A 19,852-nucleotide genomic window follows, 5' to 3' on the forward strand; every position below is an offset into this window, starting at 1 on the left:
AACGTCATGCGCCCTTTTCTTATCCGGAAACCGGTTTCTGGAGCCCCTATAGTGAGCCAAATCTCTGCCATCGAGCTCGTGGGCATCGACAAGAAGTTCGGTGCTGTCCACGCCAATAAAGATATCAACCTGACCGTCGCCAAGGGCTCGATCCACGGGATCATCGGCGAAAACGGTGCCGGGAAATCGACCCTCATGTCGATCCTCTACGGATTCTATCAGGCCGACAGCGGCGAAATCCGCATCAACGGTAATCCCATTGCCATCCGCGACAGCCAGACGGCAATTGCATCCGGTATCGGGATGGTGCACCAGCATTTCATGCTGGTTGACAATTTTACCGTCCTTGAAAACGTCATGCTGGGCGCCGAAGGCGGCGCGCTTCTCGCCAAGGGGGTAGCGGCCGCACGCGCCGAGCTCAACCGGCTGGAGAAGGATTATGGCCTGGAAGTCGATCCGGATGCGATGATCGAAGAGCTTCCCGTCGGTCAGCAGCAGCGCGTCGAGATCCTGAAGGCGATGTATCGCGGCGCGGAAATCCTCATTCTCGACGAACCCACCGGCGTCTTGACGCCGGCCGAAGCGGACAATCTCTTCCGCATCCTTCGCGTCCTTCGCGATCAGGGCAAGACGATCATACTCATAACCCACAAGCTGCGCGAGATCATGGCGATCACCGATACGGTGTCGGTCATGCGCCGCGGCGAGATGGTTGCCACGCGCAAGACGGCGGAAACCACCGTCGAGGAACTGGCAGAATTGATGGTCGGCCGCCGCGTGCTGCTGCGCGTCGAAAAGGGCGCCCCCAATCCGGGCGATATCCTGCTGTCGGTGCGCAATCTCACCGTCAAGGACGGCCGTGGCGTCACCATGGTCGACAATGTCTCCTTCGATGTCCGCGCCGGCGAGATCGTCGGCATTGCCGGCGTTGCCGGCAACGGCCAGTCGGAATTGCTGGAGGCCATCGCCGGTATCCGTAAGCCAGCCTCGGGCGAGATCCTTCTGCATGGCAAGCCGATCGGCAATGCCGATCCCGCAGCACTTCGCGACCTTGGCCTTGCCCATATTCCGGAAGATCGCCATCACATGGGCCTCGTCCTCAAGTTCGAGGAGTATGAGAATTCCATGCTCGGCTATCACCGCGACCGCAAATACGGGCGCGGCGGCATGCTCGATCTCGATGCCATGCGCAAGGATGCCATCGAGAAGATCGAAAAATACGATATCCGCCCGCCAAACGCGCGGCTGAAAACAGCCAATTTTTCCGGCGGCAACCAGCAGAAGATCGTCGTCGCCCGTGAGATCGAGCGCGATCCGAAGGCTCTGCTGATCGGCCAGCCGACGCGCGGCGTCGACATCGGCGCCATCGAATTCATCCATCGTCGCATCATCGAGATGCGCGACGCCGGCAAGGCCATCCTGCTGGTTTCGGTGGAGCTGGATGAGATCCGTGCGCTTTCGGACCGTATCCTCGTCATGTTCGCCGGCCATATCGTCGGTGAAAAGTCGGCTGAGGCCGGTGAACAGACACTCGGCCTGATGATGGCCGGCATTGCCGCGTGAGGCGTATATGAGCACGGCTTCCGTTCCGCTCCCCAATTGGATCACCTACGGTCTGATCCCCCTTCTCAATCTCATTGTTGCCTTCCTGATCTCCGGCCTCGTCGTCTGGTTCATCGGCGAGAGCCCGCTCGATGCGCTTGTCCTGCTGCTGCAGGGCGCGCTTGGCAGCGGCGAAGGCATCGGCTTCACGCTGTATTATGCGACAAGCTTTATCTTCACCGGCCTGTCGGTCGCCGTCGCCATCCATGCCGGCCTTTTCAATATCGGTTCGGAAGGCCAGGCCTATGTCGGCGGTCTCGGCTGCGCCCTGGTGGCGCTGACTCTCGACCATTATGTTCCCTGGTATGTGACGATGCCCTTTGCCGTCATCGGCGCGGCGATCTTCGGGGCGCTCTGGGCCTTCATTCCTGCCTGGCTGCAAGCCAAGCGGGGCAGCCACGTCGTCATCACCACGATCATGTTCAATTTCATCGCATCGGCGATGATGAACTTCCTGCTGGTGCATATACTGATCGTTCCGGGCAAGATGGCCCCCGAAACCCGCACCTTTCTGGAGGGCGGTCAGCTGCCGAAGCTCGGCTGGTTGATGGATATGTTCGGCTCGACCATCGGTGCGGCACCGCTCAATGTGTCGTTCTTGATCGCGCTGGTCATGTGCTTCCTGGTGTGGGTACTCGTCTGGCGCACCAAGCTCGGCTATGAAATGCGCACGTTGGGCCTCAGCCCCACCGCTGCGGTCTATGCCGGCATTCCCTACGCCCGCACGGTCATCATCGCCATGCTTCTTTCCGGCGGTCTTGCCGGCATGATGGCGCTTAATCCCGTCATGGGCGCTTCCGCGCGTCTGCAGGTGGAATTCGTGCTCGGTGCGGGCTTTGTCGGCATCGCCGTGTCGCTGATGGGCCGCAATCATCCGCTTGGCATCATCGTGGCGGCGATCCTGTTCGGCATTCTCTATCAGGGCGGCGACGCGCTTTCCTTCGATATGCCCAACATCACGCGCGACATGATCGTGGTGATCCAGGGTCTCGTCATCCTGTTTGCCGGTGCCCTCGAATATATGTTCCGACCTGCGCTCGTGCGCATCTACCAGACATTCGCCAGGACGTGAGGATCGGACGATGGACTATTATGATCTTCTCATCAGCATACTTGGTTCGACGATCCGCCTGTCGATTCCGCTGATCTTCACGGCGCTGGCGGGCCTGTTTTCCGAGCGCGCCGGCATCTTCGATATCGGCCTTGAAGGCAAGATGCTGGCCTCGGCTTTTGCTGCCGCCTGCGTCGCCTCGATCAGCGGCTCACCCTGGGCCGGCCTTGGCGCGGGCATTGTCGTCTCGGTCGTCGTCGGCCTGTTGCACGGTTTCGCATCGATCACCAATCGTGGCAACCAGATCGTTTCAGGCGTCGCGATCAACTTCCTGATGGCCGGCCTGACCATCGTTCTCGGTCAAGCCTGGTTCGGTCAGGGTGGCCGCACGCCCACTTTGCCTGCCACCGCACGTTTTTCCGGCATCACGCTGCCCGGCGCCGATGCCATTCGCGACGTTCCGTTCATCGGGCCGCTCTATGCGAATGTCATCTCCGGCAACAATATCCTGACTTATCTGGCCTTCCTGACGGTGCCGATTTCCTGGTGGATTCTCTATCGCACCCGTTTCGGTCTGCGCCTGCGTGCCGTTGGCGAAAATCCTGGCGCCGTCGATACCGCCGGCATCTCGGTCGAATGGCTGCGCTATCGATCGCTGATAGCAGCCGGCATTCTCTGCGGCTTCTCCGGAACCTATCTCGCCATCGCCCAGTCGGCCGCCTTCATCAACAACATGTCCGCGGGCAAGGGCTATATCGCGCTTGCCGCACTGATCTTCGCAAAATGGAAGCCTGTGCCGGTCATGTTCACCTGCCTTCTATTCGGCTTCCTTGATGCCTTCGCCAATTTCATGCAGGGCAAGGCGGTTCCGGGCATCGGTGAGGTGCCGGTACAGATTTTCCAGGCGCTGCCCTATATCCTCACCTGCATCCTGCTTGCAGGCTTTATCGGTGTCGCCAAGCCTCCGAAGGCCGGTGGCGTGCCCTATACCAAGGAGCGCTAGTCTATGTCGCATGATCTGTTCGAGGCCGCGCGCGGCGCGATGGCGTTCGCGCATGCTCCCTATTCGAAGTTTCCCGTTGGCGCGGCGATCCGCGCTGAGGACGGCAAGATCTATACCGGCGCCAATATCGAGAACCTGTCCTTCCCGCAGGGCTGGTGCGCCGAACCCACAGCGATCGGCCAGATGATCATGGGCGGCGCCAAGAAGATCGTCGAGATCGCCGTCATCGCCGAGAAGCTGCCGCTCTGCCCGCCTTGCGGCGGCTGCCGGCAGAAGATCGCCGAATTTGCCAGCAAGGAGACGCGCATCTATCTTTGCGACGAAACCGGCGTGAAGAAGACCATGACCATGGACGAAATGTTGCCCTTCAGCTTCGAAACGGAGGTGCTCGGATGAGTGCGGCCGTCGATATCCTCACCGAGAAGCTCGGCGAGCTGAAGCCGCGCTATGGCATCATCCTGGGTTCCGGCCTCGGCTCTCTCGTGGATGAGGTCAAAGACGCGCTGCGCATTCCCTATGCCGATCTGCCCGGCTTCCCGGTCAGCGCAGTATCAGGCCACGCGGGCACACTGGTCGCAGGCAAGCTCGGCGATGTCCCCGTCATCATGCTCTCCGGCCGCGTACATTACTACGAAAAGGGCGACGCCAACGCCATGCGCGCGCCGATCGAGACCCTGAAGGCGCTTGGCGTCGACACGCTGATCCTGACGAATTCGGCGGGATCGCTGCGGGAAGAGATGCCGCCGGGCTCGGTGATGCAGATCACCGATCACATCAACTATTCCGGCATGAACCCGCTGATCGGTGAGGAAAGCGACAGGCGCTTCGTCGGCATGACCAGCGCCTACGACCTCGACCTCATCATGCGCATGCGCAAGGCGGCGGAAAAGGCCGAGATCAAGCTGTCACATGGCGTCTATATGTGGTTTTCCGGCCCGAGCTTCGAAACGCCGGCCGAGATCCGCATGGCGCGCATCCTCGGTGCCGATGCCGTCGGCATGTCGACGGTGCCGGAAGTCATCCTGGCGCGTCTTTTCGGTTTGAGGGTTGCCGCTGCCTCCGTCATCACTAACTATGGTGCTGGTATGACCGGCGGCGAGCTCTCGCATGAGGAGACGAAGGACATGGCTCCGGTCGGCGGCGCGCGGCTTGCCGCTATCCTGAAAGAAATGATCGCGGACGAAGGAGATCCACAATGACCGGCCATTCGCTGAGAGAAACGGCAGCCGTTGCGCTTTCCCTTCTCGATCTCACCAATCTCAAGGATGACTGCACCCCGGCTCAGATCGAGGCGCTGTGCGCCCGTGCGCAATCGCCCTATGGCAATACGGCCGCCATCTGCATCTGGCCGCGTTTCGTCGCACAGGCGCGTGGCATTCTCGGTGTCGATCATGCCATAAAGATCGCGACCGTGGTGAATTTCCCGGCCGGCGACATGGAAGTGGCCGATGTTGCCGCCGAGGCGCGCGAAGCCATTGCCGATGGCGCCGACGAGATCGATCTGGTCATTCCCTATCGCGCCTTTCTGGCGGGCAATGAGCAGGCCGTCACCGATATGGTTGCCGCGGTAAAGGCCGAATGCAAAGGTCCGGTCCTTCTGAAGACCATCCTTGAAACCGGCGAAATCAAGGATACCGCTCTCATCCGGCGCGCGTCAGAACTCGCGATCGATGCCGGCTCCGATTTCATCAAGACGTCCACCGGCAAGGTTGCCGTCAACGCGACGCTCGAAGCCGCTGACATCATGCTGCGCGCCATCCGCGACAGCGGTCGCAAGGTCGGCTTCAAGCCGGCCGGCGGCATCGGCTCTGTCTCCGATGCGGCTCTGTATCTCAGCCTCGCCGAGACCATCATGGCGCCCGACTGGGCTATGCCGTCGACCTTCCGCTTCGGTGCGTCGAGCTTGCTCGACGATATCTCGAACGTGCTGGCCGGCGGCGAGTCCAAGACGGCGTCTTCAGGCTACTGATCCATGATCCCGCAGGAGATCATCCGTCAGAAGCGTAACGGCGCCACCCTTTCGGCTGCCGATATCGATGCGTTTATCGGCGCACTAGGGCGGGGCGAACTGGCGGAAAGCCAGATCGGCGCTTTTGCCATGGCCGTCTGGTTTCGCGGCATGACGCGGGAGGAAACGGTGGCGCTGACGCTCGCCATGGCCCGCTCTGGCGATATCCTCTCCTGGCAAGGCATCGGCAGGCCGATTGCCGACAAGCATTCGACTGGCGGTGTCGGCGACAACGTCTCTCTGATGCTCGCTCCCATCGCCGCCGCCTGCGGCCTCGCCGTGCCGATGATCTCTGGTCGCGGTCTCGGCCATACCGGCGGCACGCTGGACAAGCTGGAATCCATTCCCGGTTACGGGATCACGCCGGATGCCGCCCGCTTCCGCAAGGTGGTCGATGAGGTCGGCTGCGCCATCATCGGCCAGACCGGCGCGCTGGCGCCCGCCGACGGCAAGCTCTATGCGGTGCGCGATGTCACCGCGACCGTCGATTCCGTACCGTTGATTACCGCCTCCATCCTGTCGAAGAAACTGGCGGCTGGGCTGGAAACGCTGGTGCTCGACGTCAAGATCGGCAGCGGTGCCTTCATGACCTCGCAGGAAGAAGCCGAGACGTTGGCGCGCTCGCTGGTGGAAGTGGCCAATGGCGGCGGGGTCAAGACTTCGGCCCTGATTACCGACATGAACCAGCCCCTGGCCGATGCGGCTGGCAACGTGGTCGAGCTTCGTAACTGCCTGGATTTCCTGAAGGGCAACAAATCGGGCACGCGGCTCGAGACGGTTGTGCTGGCCTTCGCATCCGAAATGCTCGTTCAGGCCGGCATTGCCGCGAACGCTGCCGATGCAGAGACTAGGGCGCGTACGGCTCTGGCATCCGGCAAGGCGGCAGAGATCTTCGGCCGTATGGCGCATGCGCTTGGCGGCTCCGCGGATCTGCTGGAACACCCTGATCTCTACTTGGCGAGTGCGCCGGTGCAGAAGCCCGTTCTCGCCGCCGCCGATGGCTGGCTTGGCGCCTGTGATGCGCGGGAGATAGGCATGAGCGTCATCGATCTCGGCGGCGGCCGTCGCCGCCCGCAGGACAAGATCGATCATCGCGTTGGCTTCACAGACATTCTGCCACTCGGAACGAAGGTGAGCAGGGGCGACCGCATCGCCACCGTTCACGCGGCGGACGAGGCAAGCGCGCAAAAGGCCGCAGGCGATTTGTCGGCTAACTATCGTATCATGGATGCGGTGCCCGTTTTGTCACCTGTCATTGTCAGACGGATTTGATCTGAAGGCGCCAGTCGGCCGCTTCGCAGTCTCGGGAAGGCCTTCTATCCTATTGCTTGAGAAGCAATGTGCCGTTCTGAACACCATAGGAGTTCAGCTTCTTCATGAAGCTCATGCCGATCAGCGTCGTGCCCAATGCGCTGTCCTTTGCCACCACGGCATCGATATCGCGAACTCGGATCGTGCCGATCTCCAGGCGGTCGAGTTTGATGTGGGCGACCTTTGACGTGCCGTTTGCCGTTTGGGCTGAGTAGCGATAGTCGAGATCGACGCTGCTGAAGCCGAGGCTGCGCGCGGTGCTTTCGTTCATCGTCACATAGGTCGCGCCGGTATCGATCATCCCGTGCACAGACCGGCCATTGATGGTGAAATCGCCTTCATAGTGGCCGCCCGCATTGGCGCGCAGTTGAACGCGGCCAAAGGAAACGGCAGCTTCCGCCTTCGGAGGGGCAAGCGAAACCGCTTCGACCGGTGCGGGCTTCGCGGCATGTTCGCCATAGCTGCTCACCAGCATCGGCACCTGGGTCGCCGCAACGGCGATGACACCGGCAACGGCAAGAACACGAACGAGCATCGGCAAGGCCCCTCCTGCGGACCATGCCATCTATAAGCCGAGAGTGCTGAAAGGATGCTAAAGCAATCAATAAAAAGCCCCGCAGTCGAATAACTGCCGGGCTTCCTGAAAAGTATTAGAGCGGATTTACTTGGTGCCGTACATGCGGTCGCCGGCATCGCCGAGGCCGGGGACGATATAGCCCTTTTCATTCAGGTGGCTGTCGATGGCGGCCGTGAACACCGGAACGTCCGGATGCGCCTTGCGGAAATTGGCGATGCCTTCGGGAGCCGCCAGCAGGCAGAGGAAGCGGATATTGTGCGCACCGCGCTCCTTCAGCTTTTCGATCGCGGCAATCGAGGAATTGCCCGTCGCGAGCATTGGATCGACGACGATGATCAGGCGCTCGGAGATATCCTCTGGCGCCTTGAAGTAATATTCGACCGGCTGCAGCGTTTCATGATCGCGGTAGACGCCGATATGCGAGACACGGGCCGAGGGCACCAGGTCGAGCATGCCTTCGAGCAGGCCGTTGCCGGCGCGCAGGATTGAGGCGAAGACCAGCTTCTTGCCCTCGAGGATCGGCGCATCCATCGGCTGCAGCGGCGTCTCGATGGTCTCGATGGTCAGTTCGAGGTCGCGCGTCACTTCGTAACAGAGCAGCGTCGAAATCTCGCGCAGCAGCCGGCGGAAGCTTCCCGTCGACGTGTCTTTCTTGCGCATGATTGTGAGCTTGTGTTGCACAAGCGGGTGATCGATGACAGTGACGCCGTCCATGGTTTCAGCCTTCCAGTAATTCCGCGATATAAGATGGTTCTTCCACGGAAATCGCCTCTGGTGCAAGAAAATAGGCCACTTCTGGAGATTTCATCCCCAATCTGCGGCCAAAACCACGCTTTTAGAGCTTCGCTAGCAATGCCGCCCGTGTCGCCTCGTCCACAAACGCCGCCTCGATCGCCGTGCGGGTCATCGCATTGATCTCGTCGTCGCTGAAGCCGAAGGCTGACGACGCAAGCTCGTATTCTCGCTCGAGCGAGGTGTGGAAGAAGGGCGGATCGTCGGAGCTGATCGTGATCTTCACGCCGGCGTCGCGCAGCTTGCGCAGCGGATGCGACTGGAAATCCGGAAAAACCTTCAGCGCGATGTTGGAACCGGGGCAGACTTCCAGCACGGTGCCGAGATCGGCAAGGCGTCTGACGAGATCCATATCCTCGATGGCGCGCACGCCATGGCCGATACGCTGTGGACGCACCAGATCCACCGCGTCGGCGACGCTAAATGCACCACACACTTCGCCGGCATGGATGGTGATGCCGAGGCCCGCCTCGCGGGCGACGTCAAAGGCGCGGGCGTAATCGGCGACGCGGCCCATGCGCTCCTCGCCGGCCATGTTGAAGCCTGATATCAGCGGATTATCGCTCTTGGCGGCATATTCCGCCGCCTTCACTACGCGCTCCGGGCCGAAGTGGCGTTCGCCTGTCACGATCAGCCGCGCCTCGATGCCCGTTTTTGCCTTCGCGGCACGGATGCCGGCCGAAACGCCGGCCATATAGGCGTCAGCGCCGAGGCCGATGCGGTCGCCATGGTCGGGCGAGACGATGAGTTCGCTATAGATCGTGCCGATGCCGGCAAGCTCTTCCAAATAGGTTTCCGTCAGCAGCGCATAGTCTTCCTCGGTGCGGTAGACCTCGGAAACCTTGTCGTAGCAGACGAGGAATTCGGCAAAATCCTTCCAGAGGTAAACGCCGTCCTTGAGGAAGGCACTGGTGTCGACTCCGTATTTCTCCGCTTGTGCGAGCGTCAATGCCGGCGGAGCGGCGCCCTCCAGATGGCAGTGCAGCTCCACTTTCTTCAAATGCGATGTCAAAGGAAGCTCCTCCCGTGCGGCCCTGCCGCAATTCCCAAATGTTTCGCAACCGTCTCGCCGATATCCGCATAGGTCTGACGGACGCCGATGGAGCGCGAGCGAATGCCCGGCCCGTAAGCCATGACGGGCACGCGCTCGCGTGTATGATCGGTGCCGCGCCAAGTCGGGTCGCAGCCATGATCGGCGGTCAGAATAACGAGATCGCCGGCCTTCAGCTTCTTGTGCACTTCAGGCAGGCGCGCGTCGAAGGCCTCGAGCGCTGCAGCATAGCCCGGCACGTCGCGGCGATGGCCATAGACCATGTCGAAATCGACGAAATTGGTGAAGACCAGATCGCCGTCCTCGGCTTCGTCCATGGCTTTCAATGTCGCATCCATCAGCGCCATGTTGCCATTGGCCTTGATGACCCTGGAGACACCCTGATGGGCAAAGATATCGCCGATCTTGCCGACGGCGTGCACCGTGCGTTCGGCCTTGATCAGACGGTCGAGCAGCGTCGGCTCGGGCGGCAGAACGGAAAAGTCGCGACGATTACCGGTTCGCTCGAATGTCGCCACTGTCTCACCGATGAAGGGGCGGGCTATGACGCGGCCGATATTGTAGGGATCGAGGAGCGTGCGTACGATCTTGCAGAGGCCGATCAGCCGGTCGAGGCCGAAATGCTGTTCGTGCGCTGCAATCTGGAAGACGGAGTCGGACGAGGTATAGCAGATCGGCTTGCCGCTGCGGATGTGCTCTTCGCCGAGCTTTGCGATGATATCCGTGCCGGAGGCGTGGCAATTGCCGAGAATTCCCGGCAGATCGGCGGCCTCGCAGATGGCCTTCACCAGCTCCGGCGGAAAGGCATCGCCCTCGGCCGGAAAGTATCCCCAGTCGAACATGACGGGCGTTCCGGCGATCTCCCAATGGCCCGAAGGTGTGTCCTTGCCGTGGGAGACCTCATTGGCGCAGCCATAGAGACCATACAGTTTTTCCGGTAGCGGCATGCCGGCGGGATAGTTGCCCGTTGCCGCCTTGGCGATCTCCAGCAGGCCGAGGCCAGATAGGATCGGCAATGTCAACGGGCCTTGGCGCAGGCCTGCCCGATCGGCCGCGCCCGCAGCGCAGAATTCCGCGATATGGCCAAGCGTGTCGGCGCCTTCATCCCCGTAGCTTGCCGCATCGGGGCCGCCACCCACGCCGAAAGAATCCAGAACGAAGAGAAAGGCGCGCGCCATAGATCACCCGATAGAATACCGTCACCCCCGGGAGGTCTTCCGGGTCATTGGACGTCACCCATATAACGGAGGCATCGACTTGGCAATTTTCCGTTTGGAGCGTCCGCTAGGCGCCTCTCAGCGGCGGAGTTCTCAGCAGTCGCTGCAGCTGATCGAAGTGCCGACACGCTGGCGATAGTAATATTGCCGGCTGATGGTGATCTGGTTTGTGCCGCTCGGCAGGAAATTGGCACCAAAGCTGAGGAGCTGATAGGGGAGGGCAAGTTCGCTGCGGACGAGGAATGTGCTTGCCTGGTTCATGTTGGCCGGCAAAGTGACCGTCGAACCCACCGTATATGGCCTGGTTCCGTCCTGTGCCCAGGACCATGCCACTGTCGCCTTACCTGAGGCGTCGATGGTGATGCCGGTAATCTTCAGCGTCAGGCCGGTGGTGTTATAGGGTGCGAAGATGGCGCCGGCGACCGAGGGCATTGTCGTAAGCACGGACTTTGTGATCGACGATTGCTGCGAGACGATATCGGCTATCGAACCGGCCGAGCGGCTGGCTCGTTTCGAGGCGCTGAGGCCGACGGTAAGCTCGAAGGCACCGAGATAGAGCATCAGCAGTACGGGAAAAAGAATGGCGAATTCGATGGCGCCCACGCCGCGTTCGTCGCGGGCGAATCGCCGCAATATGCCTGAGGGCGCACTTTCTTTCGCGGTCACGCTTGCGGCCCTGTTCACGGATAATTCTCGTTCTGAAATGCCGCCGTGGCGACGATAAGATAGACTGAGGCCGAACCGTCGGTCGGGTGCACGTTGGTCAGATAGGGGCGCAGCAGGTCCGTTATGATCCCCCAGCGATAGTAGGCGCGCACCATGTTCAGTGACTTGGCCCCGCCTGGCGTGAAGGCGAAACCTGTGGTGCTGAGGTCGGAATAGGGATCGGTTGAGGACTTGCGAGGGATTGTTGTCGGCATCGATGCGAAGCTCGAATAGCTCTGCACATCGAGGTAAAGGTTTGTCGGCGTCTGTAATTCAGTAGATGAGCAGGTAATGAGCACGGAAATCTGATTGCAAAATGCCTGCCGGAATTGCTGCGAGCTGGTATTGGCCGCAGTAATCTGCCCGGTTCTGATCTGACGCGATAGAGTATCGACGGCGTTCGAAACGACCTGTTCCGCAGTAAAGGCGACAAAGGTTTCGATAATGGCGAAGATGATCAGAAAATAGGGAATCGCAAGCAGAGCGAATTCGATCGCTGCCGTCCCATCGCGAGAGCGCACGAATTCGCGCAATTTACCCCGGGCATGCTGCCGTGCAGGGCTTGTATTGGCGAGAAGCGCGTTGTCTGGCGTCATAGGTCATCCGCAATGTTTAAACGCGGAGGACACTAGAGTTGCTTTCTTGATAATCCGTTTCTCTTCTCTATTCATATTTAGAGGAAGTCGGGATTATCGATCGCAATTCAATTCTTCGGAAGTACTTTAGAATATTTGCGTTATCGAATGTTGCTATGGCCCTGCGGCGGCGGTCGGTGTCGCCGTATTGTTTTGCTGGGCGTGCTGTTCGCAATTCGGCGTGCACGACAGCACGGCGCGATCCGTCTGGCGGAAAACACGGACCGTATTGCCTTCGTCGATCGACACCAGGATCTGCTCGTCTACGATCGCATTGCCGTCGGTATCGAGCAGGATGATATTTGTCGTGCCGAAGCTGCGGCCGGTCAGTACGATGGTTTTCGGATCGGCGACCGTTGCATCGGCAACCTGCGAATTGCCGACGATGACCTTACTGACAGGGCGGTCCAGCTTCAATACGCGCGCGTGATCCATATAGACGCGCAGCATGCTTTCTCCGGCGGCGTGGGAAAGCTGCGGCGTCATGCCGGCCACGGCAACAATGCAGGCAAGGAATGCTGTTCTGCCGCCGATTGGCATGGCTTGGCCTCTTGGAACGCTATGGCGAAAAGAATTCCGGATAGAATGGGAAAGAATGGTGAATGAACGATTAAGCTAATCCGGTATCGTTCGATTATGGTGCGGATGTCCCGCTTGTCCGTCATATCATCCCATCATTGGGGGATCGTGTATTGTTTCGAGACGAATCATATATCTCGCTAATATTCTCCTATCTAATAATTTCAATTTGACTGAAGAATTTCTTTAAAACGGAAAGAAGATCATGAAACTTGCATTAACTATTCTTTTTTCGTTTTTGTATTTACTGTGCATTAACCTCATTCTTTAAAGCGATGGAAACGGCGCGCAGCTACCGTGCAGTTCATCCGATCAACGGCAACAGTTGGCGGACGTGCTGTCAACAAAGTGGAGTTAAACTTATGTCCAAGCTTTTTTCGCGTTTCCTGAAGGATGAATCCGGCGCGACCGCAATTGAATATGGCCTGATCGCCGCCCTGATCTCGGTTGCTATCATCGCTGGCGCAACCACACTGGGTAACACGCTAAGCGCTACCTTTACCAATATCTCAGGCAGGATGAATGGCGCTGTCGCTTTGCATTAAGCGCGCCAATTTCATCGTGGCATGTCTTGTTCGGAAACCGCTCAGTACTATGAGCGGTTTTTGACTTTTATAGTTGAGTTGGGGATGTTTGATGCTTGAAGCCGCAACATTACTGATTTTCCCGCTCTGTTTGGCGGTCGCTGCCCTCTCCGATCTGCTTACCATGACGATCCCGAACCGTGTGTCGCTCGTCCTGCTCGGCTCCTTCATCGTGCTTGCGCCCTTGCTCGGTCTGACATGGCCCGACATCGGCATGCATTTTGCCGGCGCGGCCATCGTTTTCTGCGTCTGCTTCGCGCTTTTTGCATTGAACGTCATGGGCGGTGGCGATGCCAAGCTGCTGGCGGCTTCTGCACTCTGGTTCGGCTTCGATCCGTCGCTCCTGTCCTTCCTCATCTATGTTGCCTTCCTCGGCGGTGCGGTGACAATTTTCATCCTCCTGATACGCTCACAATCCAGTATCATAATGGCGATGGGCCTGCCTGTACCGAACTCGCTGTTGGTTGCCAAAAAAATCCCCTATGGCATTGCCATCGCCATCGGCGGTTTCCTGGTTTTTCCCTCGTCGCCGATGGTCATCGCAGCGACATCACATCTTCTCTAAATTAGAGAATTCTAAGCATTAATGATGTATTGCGCGATATTGTATCTTATATTTCTTTAATAGTTTGGCTTAAATAATTGTAAATGTAACCACCCATTAACCATAATTACACCAATTGCCGGTCATTCTGCAGGGCGAAGAATCCTGTTCCTCAAGGAATGACCATGAAACCCGCTCGCATAATGATCCTCGCAGTGGCAGCCGTCGCGGCCGGTATGGCCGGTCTGCTCGCGATGCGCCTGGCGGGTTCGCGCGATATCGTTCCCCAGCAGATCGCGGCGGTCGTGGAGAAGGAGGCGACGGTCAACGTCCTCGTAGCCGGCGCCAATCTGCCCGTCGGTTCGCGTCTCAACGAACAGTCGATCCATTGGATGCCTTGGCCTGAAAGCGGTCTCGTCAAAGGCCTCGTCACCGAACGCGAACGGCCCGACGCTCTGAAAGATCTGACCGGCGCTGTTGTTCGGCTGCCGATCTTCGAGGGCGAGCCCATCCGCGAGGAGAAGATTGCCGATTCCAACAGCCGCATCCTTTCGTCTTTGCTGCCGGCGGGCAAGCGGGCCGTCGCCACGGAGATTTCCGTCTCCACCGGCGCAGGCGGCTTCATCCTTCCGAATGATCGTGTCGACGTCATCATGGTGCGTAAGGGCTCCCAACAGCAGCTCGTCACGGAAACCGTGCTCAGCAACGTTCGCGTTCTGGCAGTCGATCAGCAGATCGAGGAAAAGCAGGATGGAAGCAAGGCCGTCGTCGGCGCGACCGCGACGCTGGAGCTGACGCCGGACCAGACGAGGGTCCTAGCGGTCGCCCACCAGATGGCCGATCGCCTGACGTTGGCGTTGCGCTCTGTTGCGGACGCGCAGCAGTCCGATACGACGGCCGCTGATTATCTTCTGGCCGGCGACAATGGCGGCAGCATGATCCAGGTCATCAAATCCGGAGCAATCGTGACCGACGGCCCGACCGGGCCGAAGCCGCAGTGAGAAGGGGCGAGACCATGTTCAAGACAAGCAACAAAGCCAGCCTCTCCCTTGGTGTAAGCCTCTCCTTCTCGATCGCCTTTGCCGGCCTGCCCTTAGCAGACATGCCGGCCTTTCTGCGCACGCCTGCGGCCTTCGCGAGCGGCTCGGACAGTATCGTGACGATAGCCGGCCTGGGCACGAAGCGCACATTGAAGCTGGGCCTCAACAAGGCGCTTGTCGTCGATCTGCCGGCCGATGCTCACGATATCCTTGTCTCCGATCCCAAGATGGCCGATGCGGTGACGCGAACCTCACGCCGCATCTATCTTTTCGGCAAGACGGTCGGCCAGACCAATATCTTCATCTTCGGCGCCGACGGTAAGGAGATCGTCAGCCTCGATCTGCAGATCGAGCGCGACATTGCCGGACTTCAGGCCAACCTGAAGCGCTTCATTCCGGACTCCGACATCAACGTCGAGATCGTTTCCGACAACATCGTCATGACCGGTACGGTGCGCACGCCCCAGGATGCGACACGGGCCGAGCAGCTTGCGCAGGCCTTCCTCAAAGGCGGCGAGGCGACGACTCGAAACCAGACTGCCTCGGGCAGCGGCGACAACAATGCGGTCGCCATTTTCGCGGAAACACGGCAGACCTCGCAGATCGTCAACATGCTGCAGATCGAAGGCGAAGATCAGGTGACGCTCAAGGTGACCGTCGCAGAAATCAAGCGCAGCGTGCTGAAGCAGATCGGCTTCGACAATCTCGTCAGGAATTCTTCCGGCTTGACGGTTGCCCAGCTCGGCAGTCCTAGCGCGGATGGGACTGCGGCGGCCGGCGGCGGCGGCCTGGCCAGCTTGTTCAAGACCGCCATCGGCAAATACGATATCAGCACCTATCTCAATGCTCTCGAGCAGGCTGGGGCCGTCCGTACGCTGGCTGAGCCGACGTTGACGGCGATCTCCGGCCAGGCCGCGACCTTCAATTCGGGCGGTCAGACCCTGTACGCCGTCGCGAATAAGGACGGGACCGTCACGGTCACGCCCTTCACCTATGGTATCAGTTTGGCGTTCACGCCTGTCGTGCTGTCTGCCGGACGAATCGCCCTGCATGTGCAGACCCAGGTCTCCAATCCGGTTGGCACGGCCAACGCCGGCACGGCAACCTACAACCAGCGCGCCGCCGATACTTCGGTGGAGTTGCCGTCGGGCGGCTCGATCGCCTTGGCCGGTCTCCTGAGCGATACCATTCAGCAGACCACCAACGGCACGCCGGGCGCCTCGAAGATTCCGATTCTCGGCGCTCTGTTCCGTCAAAAGAGCTTTCAGCGCGATGAAACCGAGCTGGTCATCATCGCGACGCCTTATCTGGTGCGGCCGGTCGCCCGTAGCCAGCTTGCCCGCCCCGACGATAACTTCTCGCCGAGCAACGATATCAGCGGCGTCTTCATGAATCGTGTCAACAAGATCTACGGCCGCAAGGACGGGCCGCCGGTCGCCGATGCCGATTTCCACGGCACTGTCGGCTTCATCTACAAGTGAGGAGAGACCGATCATGACGCGCGCCTTTTCAACCGGATCAACGAAAGATCCCAAAATGGCCAGCCTGGAGCACAAAGCGCCTCGCACCGGCCGGTCCCGTTCCCTCGGGCTGGCTCTGATGGTGCCGGCCCTGATCGTGACGGCTGCAACTATCAGCAGCTGCGCCGATTCACGTGATCGCATGACCACCAGCGCGATCAATGACGATTACCGGCAACGTCATCCGATCGTGTTGACGGAGAAAGAACACAATCTCGATATCCCGGTTGCCGCCAGCGACCGTCGCCTGACGACGGGAATGCGCGATACCATCCGCGGATTTGTCCAGGACTACCGAACCCGTGCGAGCGGTACGGTCGAAATCCTTGCCCCCAGGGGATCGATGAATTCGTTGGCAGCATCTGCGTTGCGTCAGCAGATCCGCAGGGAGCTGGTTGCGAACGGCATTCCGTCGGCCCGCATCGTCGACAGCTCCTATGGGGCTGGCGACCCAGGCGATGCGGCTCCGATTCGTCTGCGCTTCACAGCGACGACGGCGCTCACCAACACATGCGGTCAATGGCCGGACGATCTTTCGGACAACGCTTTCGATAACCAGAACTACTACAATTTCGGCTGCGCGACACAGCATAATCTGGCGGCGCAAGTCGCCAATCCGACGGATCTGATCTCGCCGCGTGCCGTGTCGCCGATCGATACCGATCAGCGCAGCAAGGTGATCGACAATTATCGCAATGGCTCGGTCCCGACGAGTACCGCCACGGTTGGCGGCTTCAGTGGTTCCGGCGGCTCGGGCCAATGAACATGAGAGTTACGCGCCGGCGGAACAGGATGAAATCATGAACGCCATCGAATATGATATCGGCTCGACTGCCCCGGAAGCGGAGGAGGTTTCGCGCTCGGCCAATCTCGACAGTCTACGGCCGCTGCCGCGTATTTCCATACATGCCTTCTGTGAAAGCGAGCAGCTGCAGCAGGTGATGGATCAGTGTGCCAACGATCGGCGCATGTCCAAGGTTAGCCTTCGCATCACCAGCGGTGGTGTCGCAGCGGCAGCAAACATGTTCGCCTCGGCGCCGACCCCTAATCTGATCATCCTGGAGACGCGCGCCGGTCCGCGCGGCCTGCTGGCGGAACTCGAACCGCTCGCCGCCGTCTGCGATCCGAGCACCAAAGTCATCGTCGTCGGCTATCACAACGATATCGGCCTTTATCGTGAACTCATCCGCAACGGCATCTCCGAATATATCGTCCAGCCGACCGACATGGTCGATCTCTTAACTGCGGTGGCGGCGATCTTTATCGATCCCGATGCCGAGCCGCTCGGGCGCAGTATCGCTTTTATCGGCGCCAAGGGTGGGGTAGGCGCATCGACCATCGCCCATAATTGCGCCTTCGGAATTTCCAGCCTTTTCTCCACCGAAACCATTCTTGCAGATCTCGATCTGCCCTACGGCACCGCCAATATCGATTTCGACCAGGATCCCGCGCAGGGTATCGCGGAAGCCGTCTATGCCCCTGAGCGGCTTGACGAGGTCTTCCTCGACCGGTTGCTGACCAAATGTTCCCAGCATCTCTCGCTGCTGGCGGCTCCCTCGATGCTGGATCGCGCCTATGATTTTGAAGGGCAGGCTTTCCTGCCGGTGCTGGACGTCCTTCAGCGCAGTGCTCCGGTCGCGGTTCTCGATGTGCCGCATGTCTGGACGGAATGGACACGCTCGGTGCTTGGCGCGGTAGACGAGGTCGTCATTTGCGCCGCGCCCGATCTCGCCAATCTGCGCAACGCCAAGAATCTGATCGACGCGTTGCGCAAGCTGCGGCCCAACGACAAGGCGCCGCACCTCATTCTCAATCAGGTCGGCATGCCGAAGCGTCCCGAGATCAATCCTTCGGAGTTCTGCGCACCGCTTGAGACGGATCCGATCGCTATCATCCCCTTCGACATCAACCTGTTCGGCAATGCCGCCAACAGCGGGCAGATGATCGCCGAAACCGATCCGAAGTCGCCGACCGCGGAGACTTTCTCGCAGATATCGCACATCGTTACCGGACGTGTCGCTTTGAAGAAGGCCAGAAAGGGCGGTTTGCTGGGCCTTCTGAAGCGAAAATGATCGTTTGATTTCGCACGGACTTCCGAAGGCCGATTTTCATGGAGGCCGTGCAGCAGCATTAGAATTGGATCAGAAAGATGTTTGGCAAGCGCGGAAATGAAGGTCCTGCAAAGAGCGGCGCGATGTCTCCGCCGCCGGCGCGCGTGCCCGCCGTTGGCAATGGTCCGACGGCACCGGCCGTGCTGATAGAGCCGTCCCATGATTCCACGCAGCCGCGTCAGCAGGTCGCGCCTCCCTCGATGCAGACGCCCAGCCGCCGTCGCGTGGCGCGCACCGAAGAATATTACGATACGAAATCGCAGGTCTTCTCCGCGCTGATCGACACGATCGACCTTTCGCAGCTTTCCAAGCTCGGAAACGAGGCCGCACGCGAGGAAATCCGCGATATCGTCAACGATATCATCACCATCAAGAATTTCGCGATGTCGATCTCCGAGCAGGAGGAACTGCTCGAGGACATCTGCAACGATGTGCTCGGCTACGGTCCGTTGGAGCCGCTGCTCGCCCGCGACGACATTGCCGACATCATGGTCAACGGTGCCGGACAGACCTTCATCGAAGTCGGCGGCAAGACCGTCGAATCCGAAATCCGCTTCCGCGACAATTCGCAGCTTCTTTCCATCTGCCAGCGCATCGTCAGCCAGGTCGGCCGCCGCGTCGATGAATCCAGCCCCATCTGCGATGCGCGCCTGCCCGATGGATCGCGCGTCAACGTCATCGCACCGCCGCTCGCGATCGACGGTCCCGCGCTGACCATTCGTAAATTCAAGAAGGACAAGCTTACCCTCGATCAGCTCGTCCGCTTCGGCGCCATCACGCCCGAAGGCGCGACGCTTTTGCAGATCATCGGCCGCGTGCGCTGCAATGTCGTCATCTCAGGCGGTACCGGTTCGGGCAAGACGACGCTTCTGAACTGCCTGACCAACTACATCGACCGCGATGAACGCGTCATCACCTGCGAAGATACCGCCGAACTGCAGCTGCAGCAGCCGCATGTGGTGCGTCTCGAAACCCGTCCGCCGAACATCGAAGGCGAGGGCGAGATCACCATGCGCGATCTCGTCAAGAACTGCCTGCGTATGCGCCCCGAACGCATCATCGTCGGCGAAGTGCGCGGACCCGAGGTATTCGACCTGCTGCAGGCGATGAACACCGGCCACGATGGTTCCATGGGGACCATCCACGCCAATACGCCGCGCGAGTGCTTGAGCCGTATGGAATCGATGATCGCGATGGGTGGTTTCAGCCTGCCGGCCAAGACCGTGCGCGAGATCATTTCCAGCTCCGTCGACGTCGTCATCCAGGCCGCTCGCCTGCGTGACGGTTCGCGTCGCATCACCCAGATCACCGAGGTGATGGGCATGGAAGGCGATGTGATCATTACCCAGGATCTGATGCGCTACGAGATCGAGGGCGAAGATGCGAACGGCCGGATTATCGGTCGGCACGTCTCCACCGGCATCGGCAAGCCGCATTTCTGGGATCGTGCCCGCTACTATAACGAGGAGCGGCGTCTGGCGGCCGCCTTGGATGAGATGGAACAGAAGGCGCAATAGGATTT

Annotated in this window: 21 protein-coding genes; 14 read left to right on the plus strand and 7 right to left on the minus strand. The window is 59.9% G+C overall.

The annotated features are described in order from the left end of the window. Positions 1–6: 6 nt before the first annotated feature. Genes AC13RE_RS26400 through deoA form a run of 7 tightly spaced genes read left to right on the plus strand, consistent with a single transcriptional unit; the run spans position 7 to position 6,936 of the window. Positions 7–1,563, plus strand: a complete 1,557-nt coding sequence (locus AC13RE_RS26400) for an ABC transporter ATP-binding protein (RefSeq protein WP_085999166.1) — start codon at positions 7–9, stop codon at positions 1,561–1,563. Positions 1,564–1,570: 7 nt separating this feature from the next. Continuing rightward, a complete protein-coding gene (locus tag AC13RE_RS26405) occupies positions 1,571–2,674 on the plus strand; it encodes an ABC transporter permease (RefSeq protein WP_015338403.1) in 1,104 nt (367 codons plus the stop codon). 10 nt (positions 2,675–2,684) lie between these two features. After that, on the plus strand, positions 2,685–3,656 hold the full coding sequence (locus AC13RE_RS26410) for an ABC transporter permease (protein ID WP_285175871.1): 972 nt from the start codon (positions 2,685–2,687) through the stop codon (positions 3,654–3,656). A gap of 3 nt (positions 3,657–3,659) precedes the next feature. Next, positions 3,660–4,052 carry a cytidine deaminase gene (locus AC13RE_RS26415; RefSeq protein WP_015338405.1) on the plus strand — a complete coding sequence of 131 codons (393 nt, stop codon included), beginning with the start codon at positions 3,660–3,662 and terminating at the stop codon, positions 4,050–4,052. Then, on the plus strand, positions 4,049–4,855 hold the full coding sequence (locus tag AC13RE_RS26420) for a purine-nucleoside phosphorylase (RefSeq protein WP_132721082.1): 807 nt from the start codon (positions 4,049–4,051) through the stop codon (positions 4,853–4,855). The genes AC13RE_RS26415 and AC13RE_RS26420 overlap by 4 nt, the downstream gene beginning before the upstream one ends. Further along, positions 4,852–5,625: a deoxyribose-phosphate aldolase gene (gene deoC / locus AC13RE_RS26425; protein ID WP_488565129.1), complete on the plus strand. Its 774-nt coding sequence runs from the start codon at positions 4,852–4,854 to the stop codon at positions 5,623–5,625. Before AC13RE_RS26420 ends, deoC begins: the two co-directional genes overlap by 4 nt. A 3-nt stretch (positions 5,626–5,628) precedes the next feature. After that, on the plus strand, positions 5,629–6,936 hold the full coding sequence (gene deoA, locus AC13RE_RS26430; RefSeq protein ID WP_488565130.1) for a thymidine phosphorylase: 1,308 nt from the start codon (positions 5,629–5,631) through the stop codon (positions 6,934–6,936). A 49-nt stretch (positions 6,937–6,985) separates the two neighbouring features. Here deoA and AC13RE_RS26435 read toward each other — a convergent pair whose 3' ends face one another. The 7 genes from AC13RE_RS26435 to AC13RE_RS26465 form a co-directional block, all read right to left on the minus strand. Further along, positions 6,986–7,510: a retropepsin-like aspartic protease family protein gene (locus tag AC13RE_RS26435; RefSeq protein ID WP_488565131.1), complete on the minus strand. Its 525-nt coding sequence runs from the start codon at positions 7,508–7,510 to the stop codon at positions 6,986–6,988. 126 nt (positions 7,511–7,636) lie between these two features. Further along, positions 7,637–8,266, minus strand: coding sequence for a uracil phosphoribosyltransferase (gene upp / locus AC13RE_RS26440; protein WP_015338410.1), 630 nt, complete (start codon positions 8,264–8,266; stop codon positions 7,637–7,639). 121 nt (positions 8,267–8,387) lie between these two features. After that, complete coding sequence (locus AC13RE_RS26445) at positions 8,388–9,356, minus strand: adenosine deaminase (protein WP_488486164.1); 969 nt, start codon at positions 9,354–9,356, stop codon at positions 8,388–8,390. Then, positions 9,353–10,573: a phosphopentomutase gene (locus AC13RE_RS26450; RefSeq protein WP_488486165.1), complete on the minus strand. Its 1,221-nt coding sequence runs from the start codon at positions 10,571–10,573 to the stop codon at positions 9,353–9,355. The genes AC13RE_RS26445 and AC13RE_RS26450 overlap by 4 nt, the downstream gene beginning before the upstream one ends. A 132-nt stretch (positions 10,574–10,705) precedes the next feature. Then, a complete protein-coding gene (locus tag AC13RE_RS26455; protein ID WP_488565132.1) occupies positions 10,706–11,278 on the minus strand; it encodes a TadE/TadG family type IV pilus assembly protein in 573 nt (190 codons plus the stop codon). 14 nt (positions 11,279–11,292) lie between these two features. Continuing rightward, positions 11,293–11,913 carry a TadE/TadG family type IV pilus assembly protein gene (locus tag AC13RE_RS26460; RefSeq protein WP_488565133.1) on the minus strand — a complete coding sequence of 207 codons (621 nt, stop codon included), beginning with the start codon at positions 11,911–11,913 and terminating at the stop codon, positions 11,293–11,295. A 153-nt stretch (positions 11,914–12,066) separates the two neighbouring features. Continuing rightward, positions 12,067–12,492: a pilus assembly protein N-terminal domain-containing protein gene (locus AC13RE_RS26465; protein ID WP_488565134.1), complete on the minus strand. Its 426-nt coding sequence runs from the start codon at positions 12,490–12,492 to the stop codon at positions 12,067–12,069. 401 nt (positions 12,493–12,893) lie between these two features. Between AC13RE_RS26465 and AC13RE_RS26470 the strand changes: the two genes are divergently transcribed. The 7 genes from AC13RE_RS26470 (at position 12,894) to AC13RE_RS26500 (ending at position 19,847) form a co-directional block, all read left to right on the plus strand. Next, complete coding sequence (locus AC13RE_RS26470) at positions 12,894–13,076, plus strand: Flp family type IVb pilin (RefSeq protein ID WP_488565135.1); 183 nt, start codon at positions 12,894–12,896, stop codon at positions 13,074–13,076. Positions 13,077–13,167: 91 nt separating this feature from the next. Further along, positions 13,168–13,680: an A24 family peptidase gene (locus AC13RE_RS26475; RefSeq protein ID WP_488565136.1), complete on the plus strand. Its 513-nt coding sequence runs from the start codon at positions 13,168–13,170 to the stop codon at positions 13,678–13,680. A gap of 164 nt (positions 13,681–13,844) precedes the next feature. Next, positions 13,845–14,660, plus strand: coding sequence for a Flp pilus assembly protein CpaB (cpaB, locus tag AC13RE_RS26480; RefSeq protein ID WP_488565137.1), 816 nt, complete (start codon positions 13,845–13,847; stop codon positions 14,658–14,660). A 14-nt stretch (positions 14,661–14,674) separates the two neighbouring features. After that, entirely contained in the window at positions 14,675–16,180 is a 1,506-nt protein-coding gene (locus AC13RE_RS26485) for a type II and III secretion system protein family protein (protein ID WP_488565138.1), read from the plus strand. A gap of 13 nt (positions 16,181–16,193) precedes the next feature. After that, positions 16,194–16,982, plus strand: coding sequence for a CpaD family pilus assembly protein (locus AC13RE_RS26490; RefSeq protein ID WP_488565139.1), 789 nt, complete (start codon positions 16,194–16,196; stop codon positions 16,980–16,982). Between the two features lie 37 nt (positions 16,983–17,019). Continuing rightward, positions 17,020–18,291, plus strand: coding sequence for a CpaE/TadZ family protein (locus AC13RE_RS26495; protein ID WP_488486173.1), 1,272 nt, complete (start codon positions 17,020–17,022; stop codon positions 18,289–18,291). Positions 18,292–18,368: 77 nt separating this feature from the next. Next, positions 18,369–19,847 carry a TadA family conjugal transfer-associated ATPase gene (locus AC13RE_RS26500; protein ID WP_132721095.1) on the plus strand — a complete coding sequence of 493 codons (1,479 nt, stop codon included), beginning with the start codon at positions 18,369–18,371 and terminating at the stop codon, positions 19,845–19,847. Positions 19,848–19,852 lie beyond the last annotated feature (5 nt).

Source organism: Martinezella sp. CNPSo 3959, from assembly GCF_057784355.1.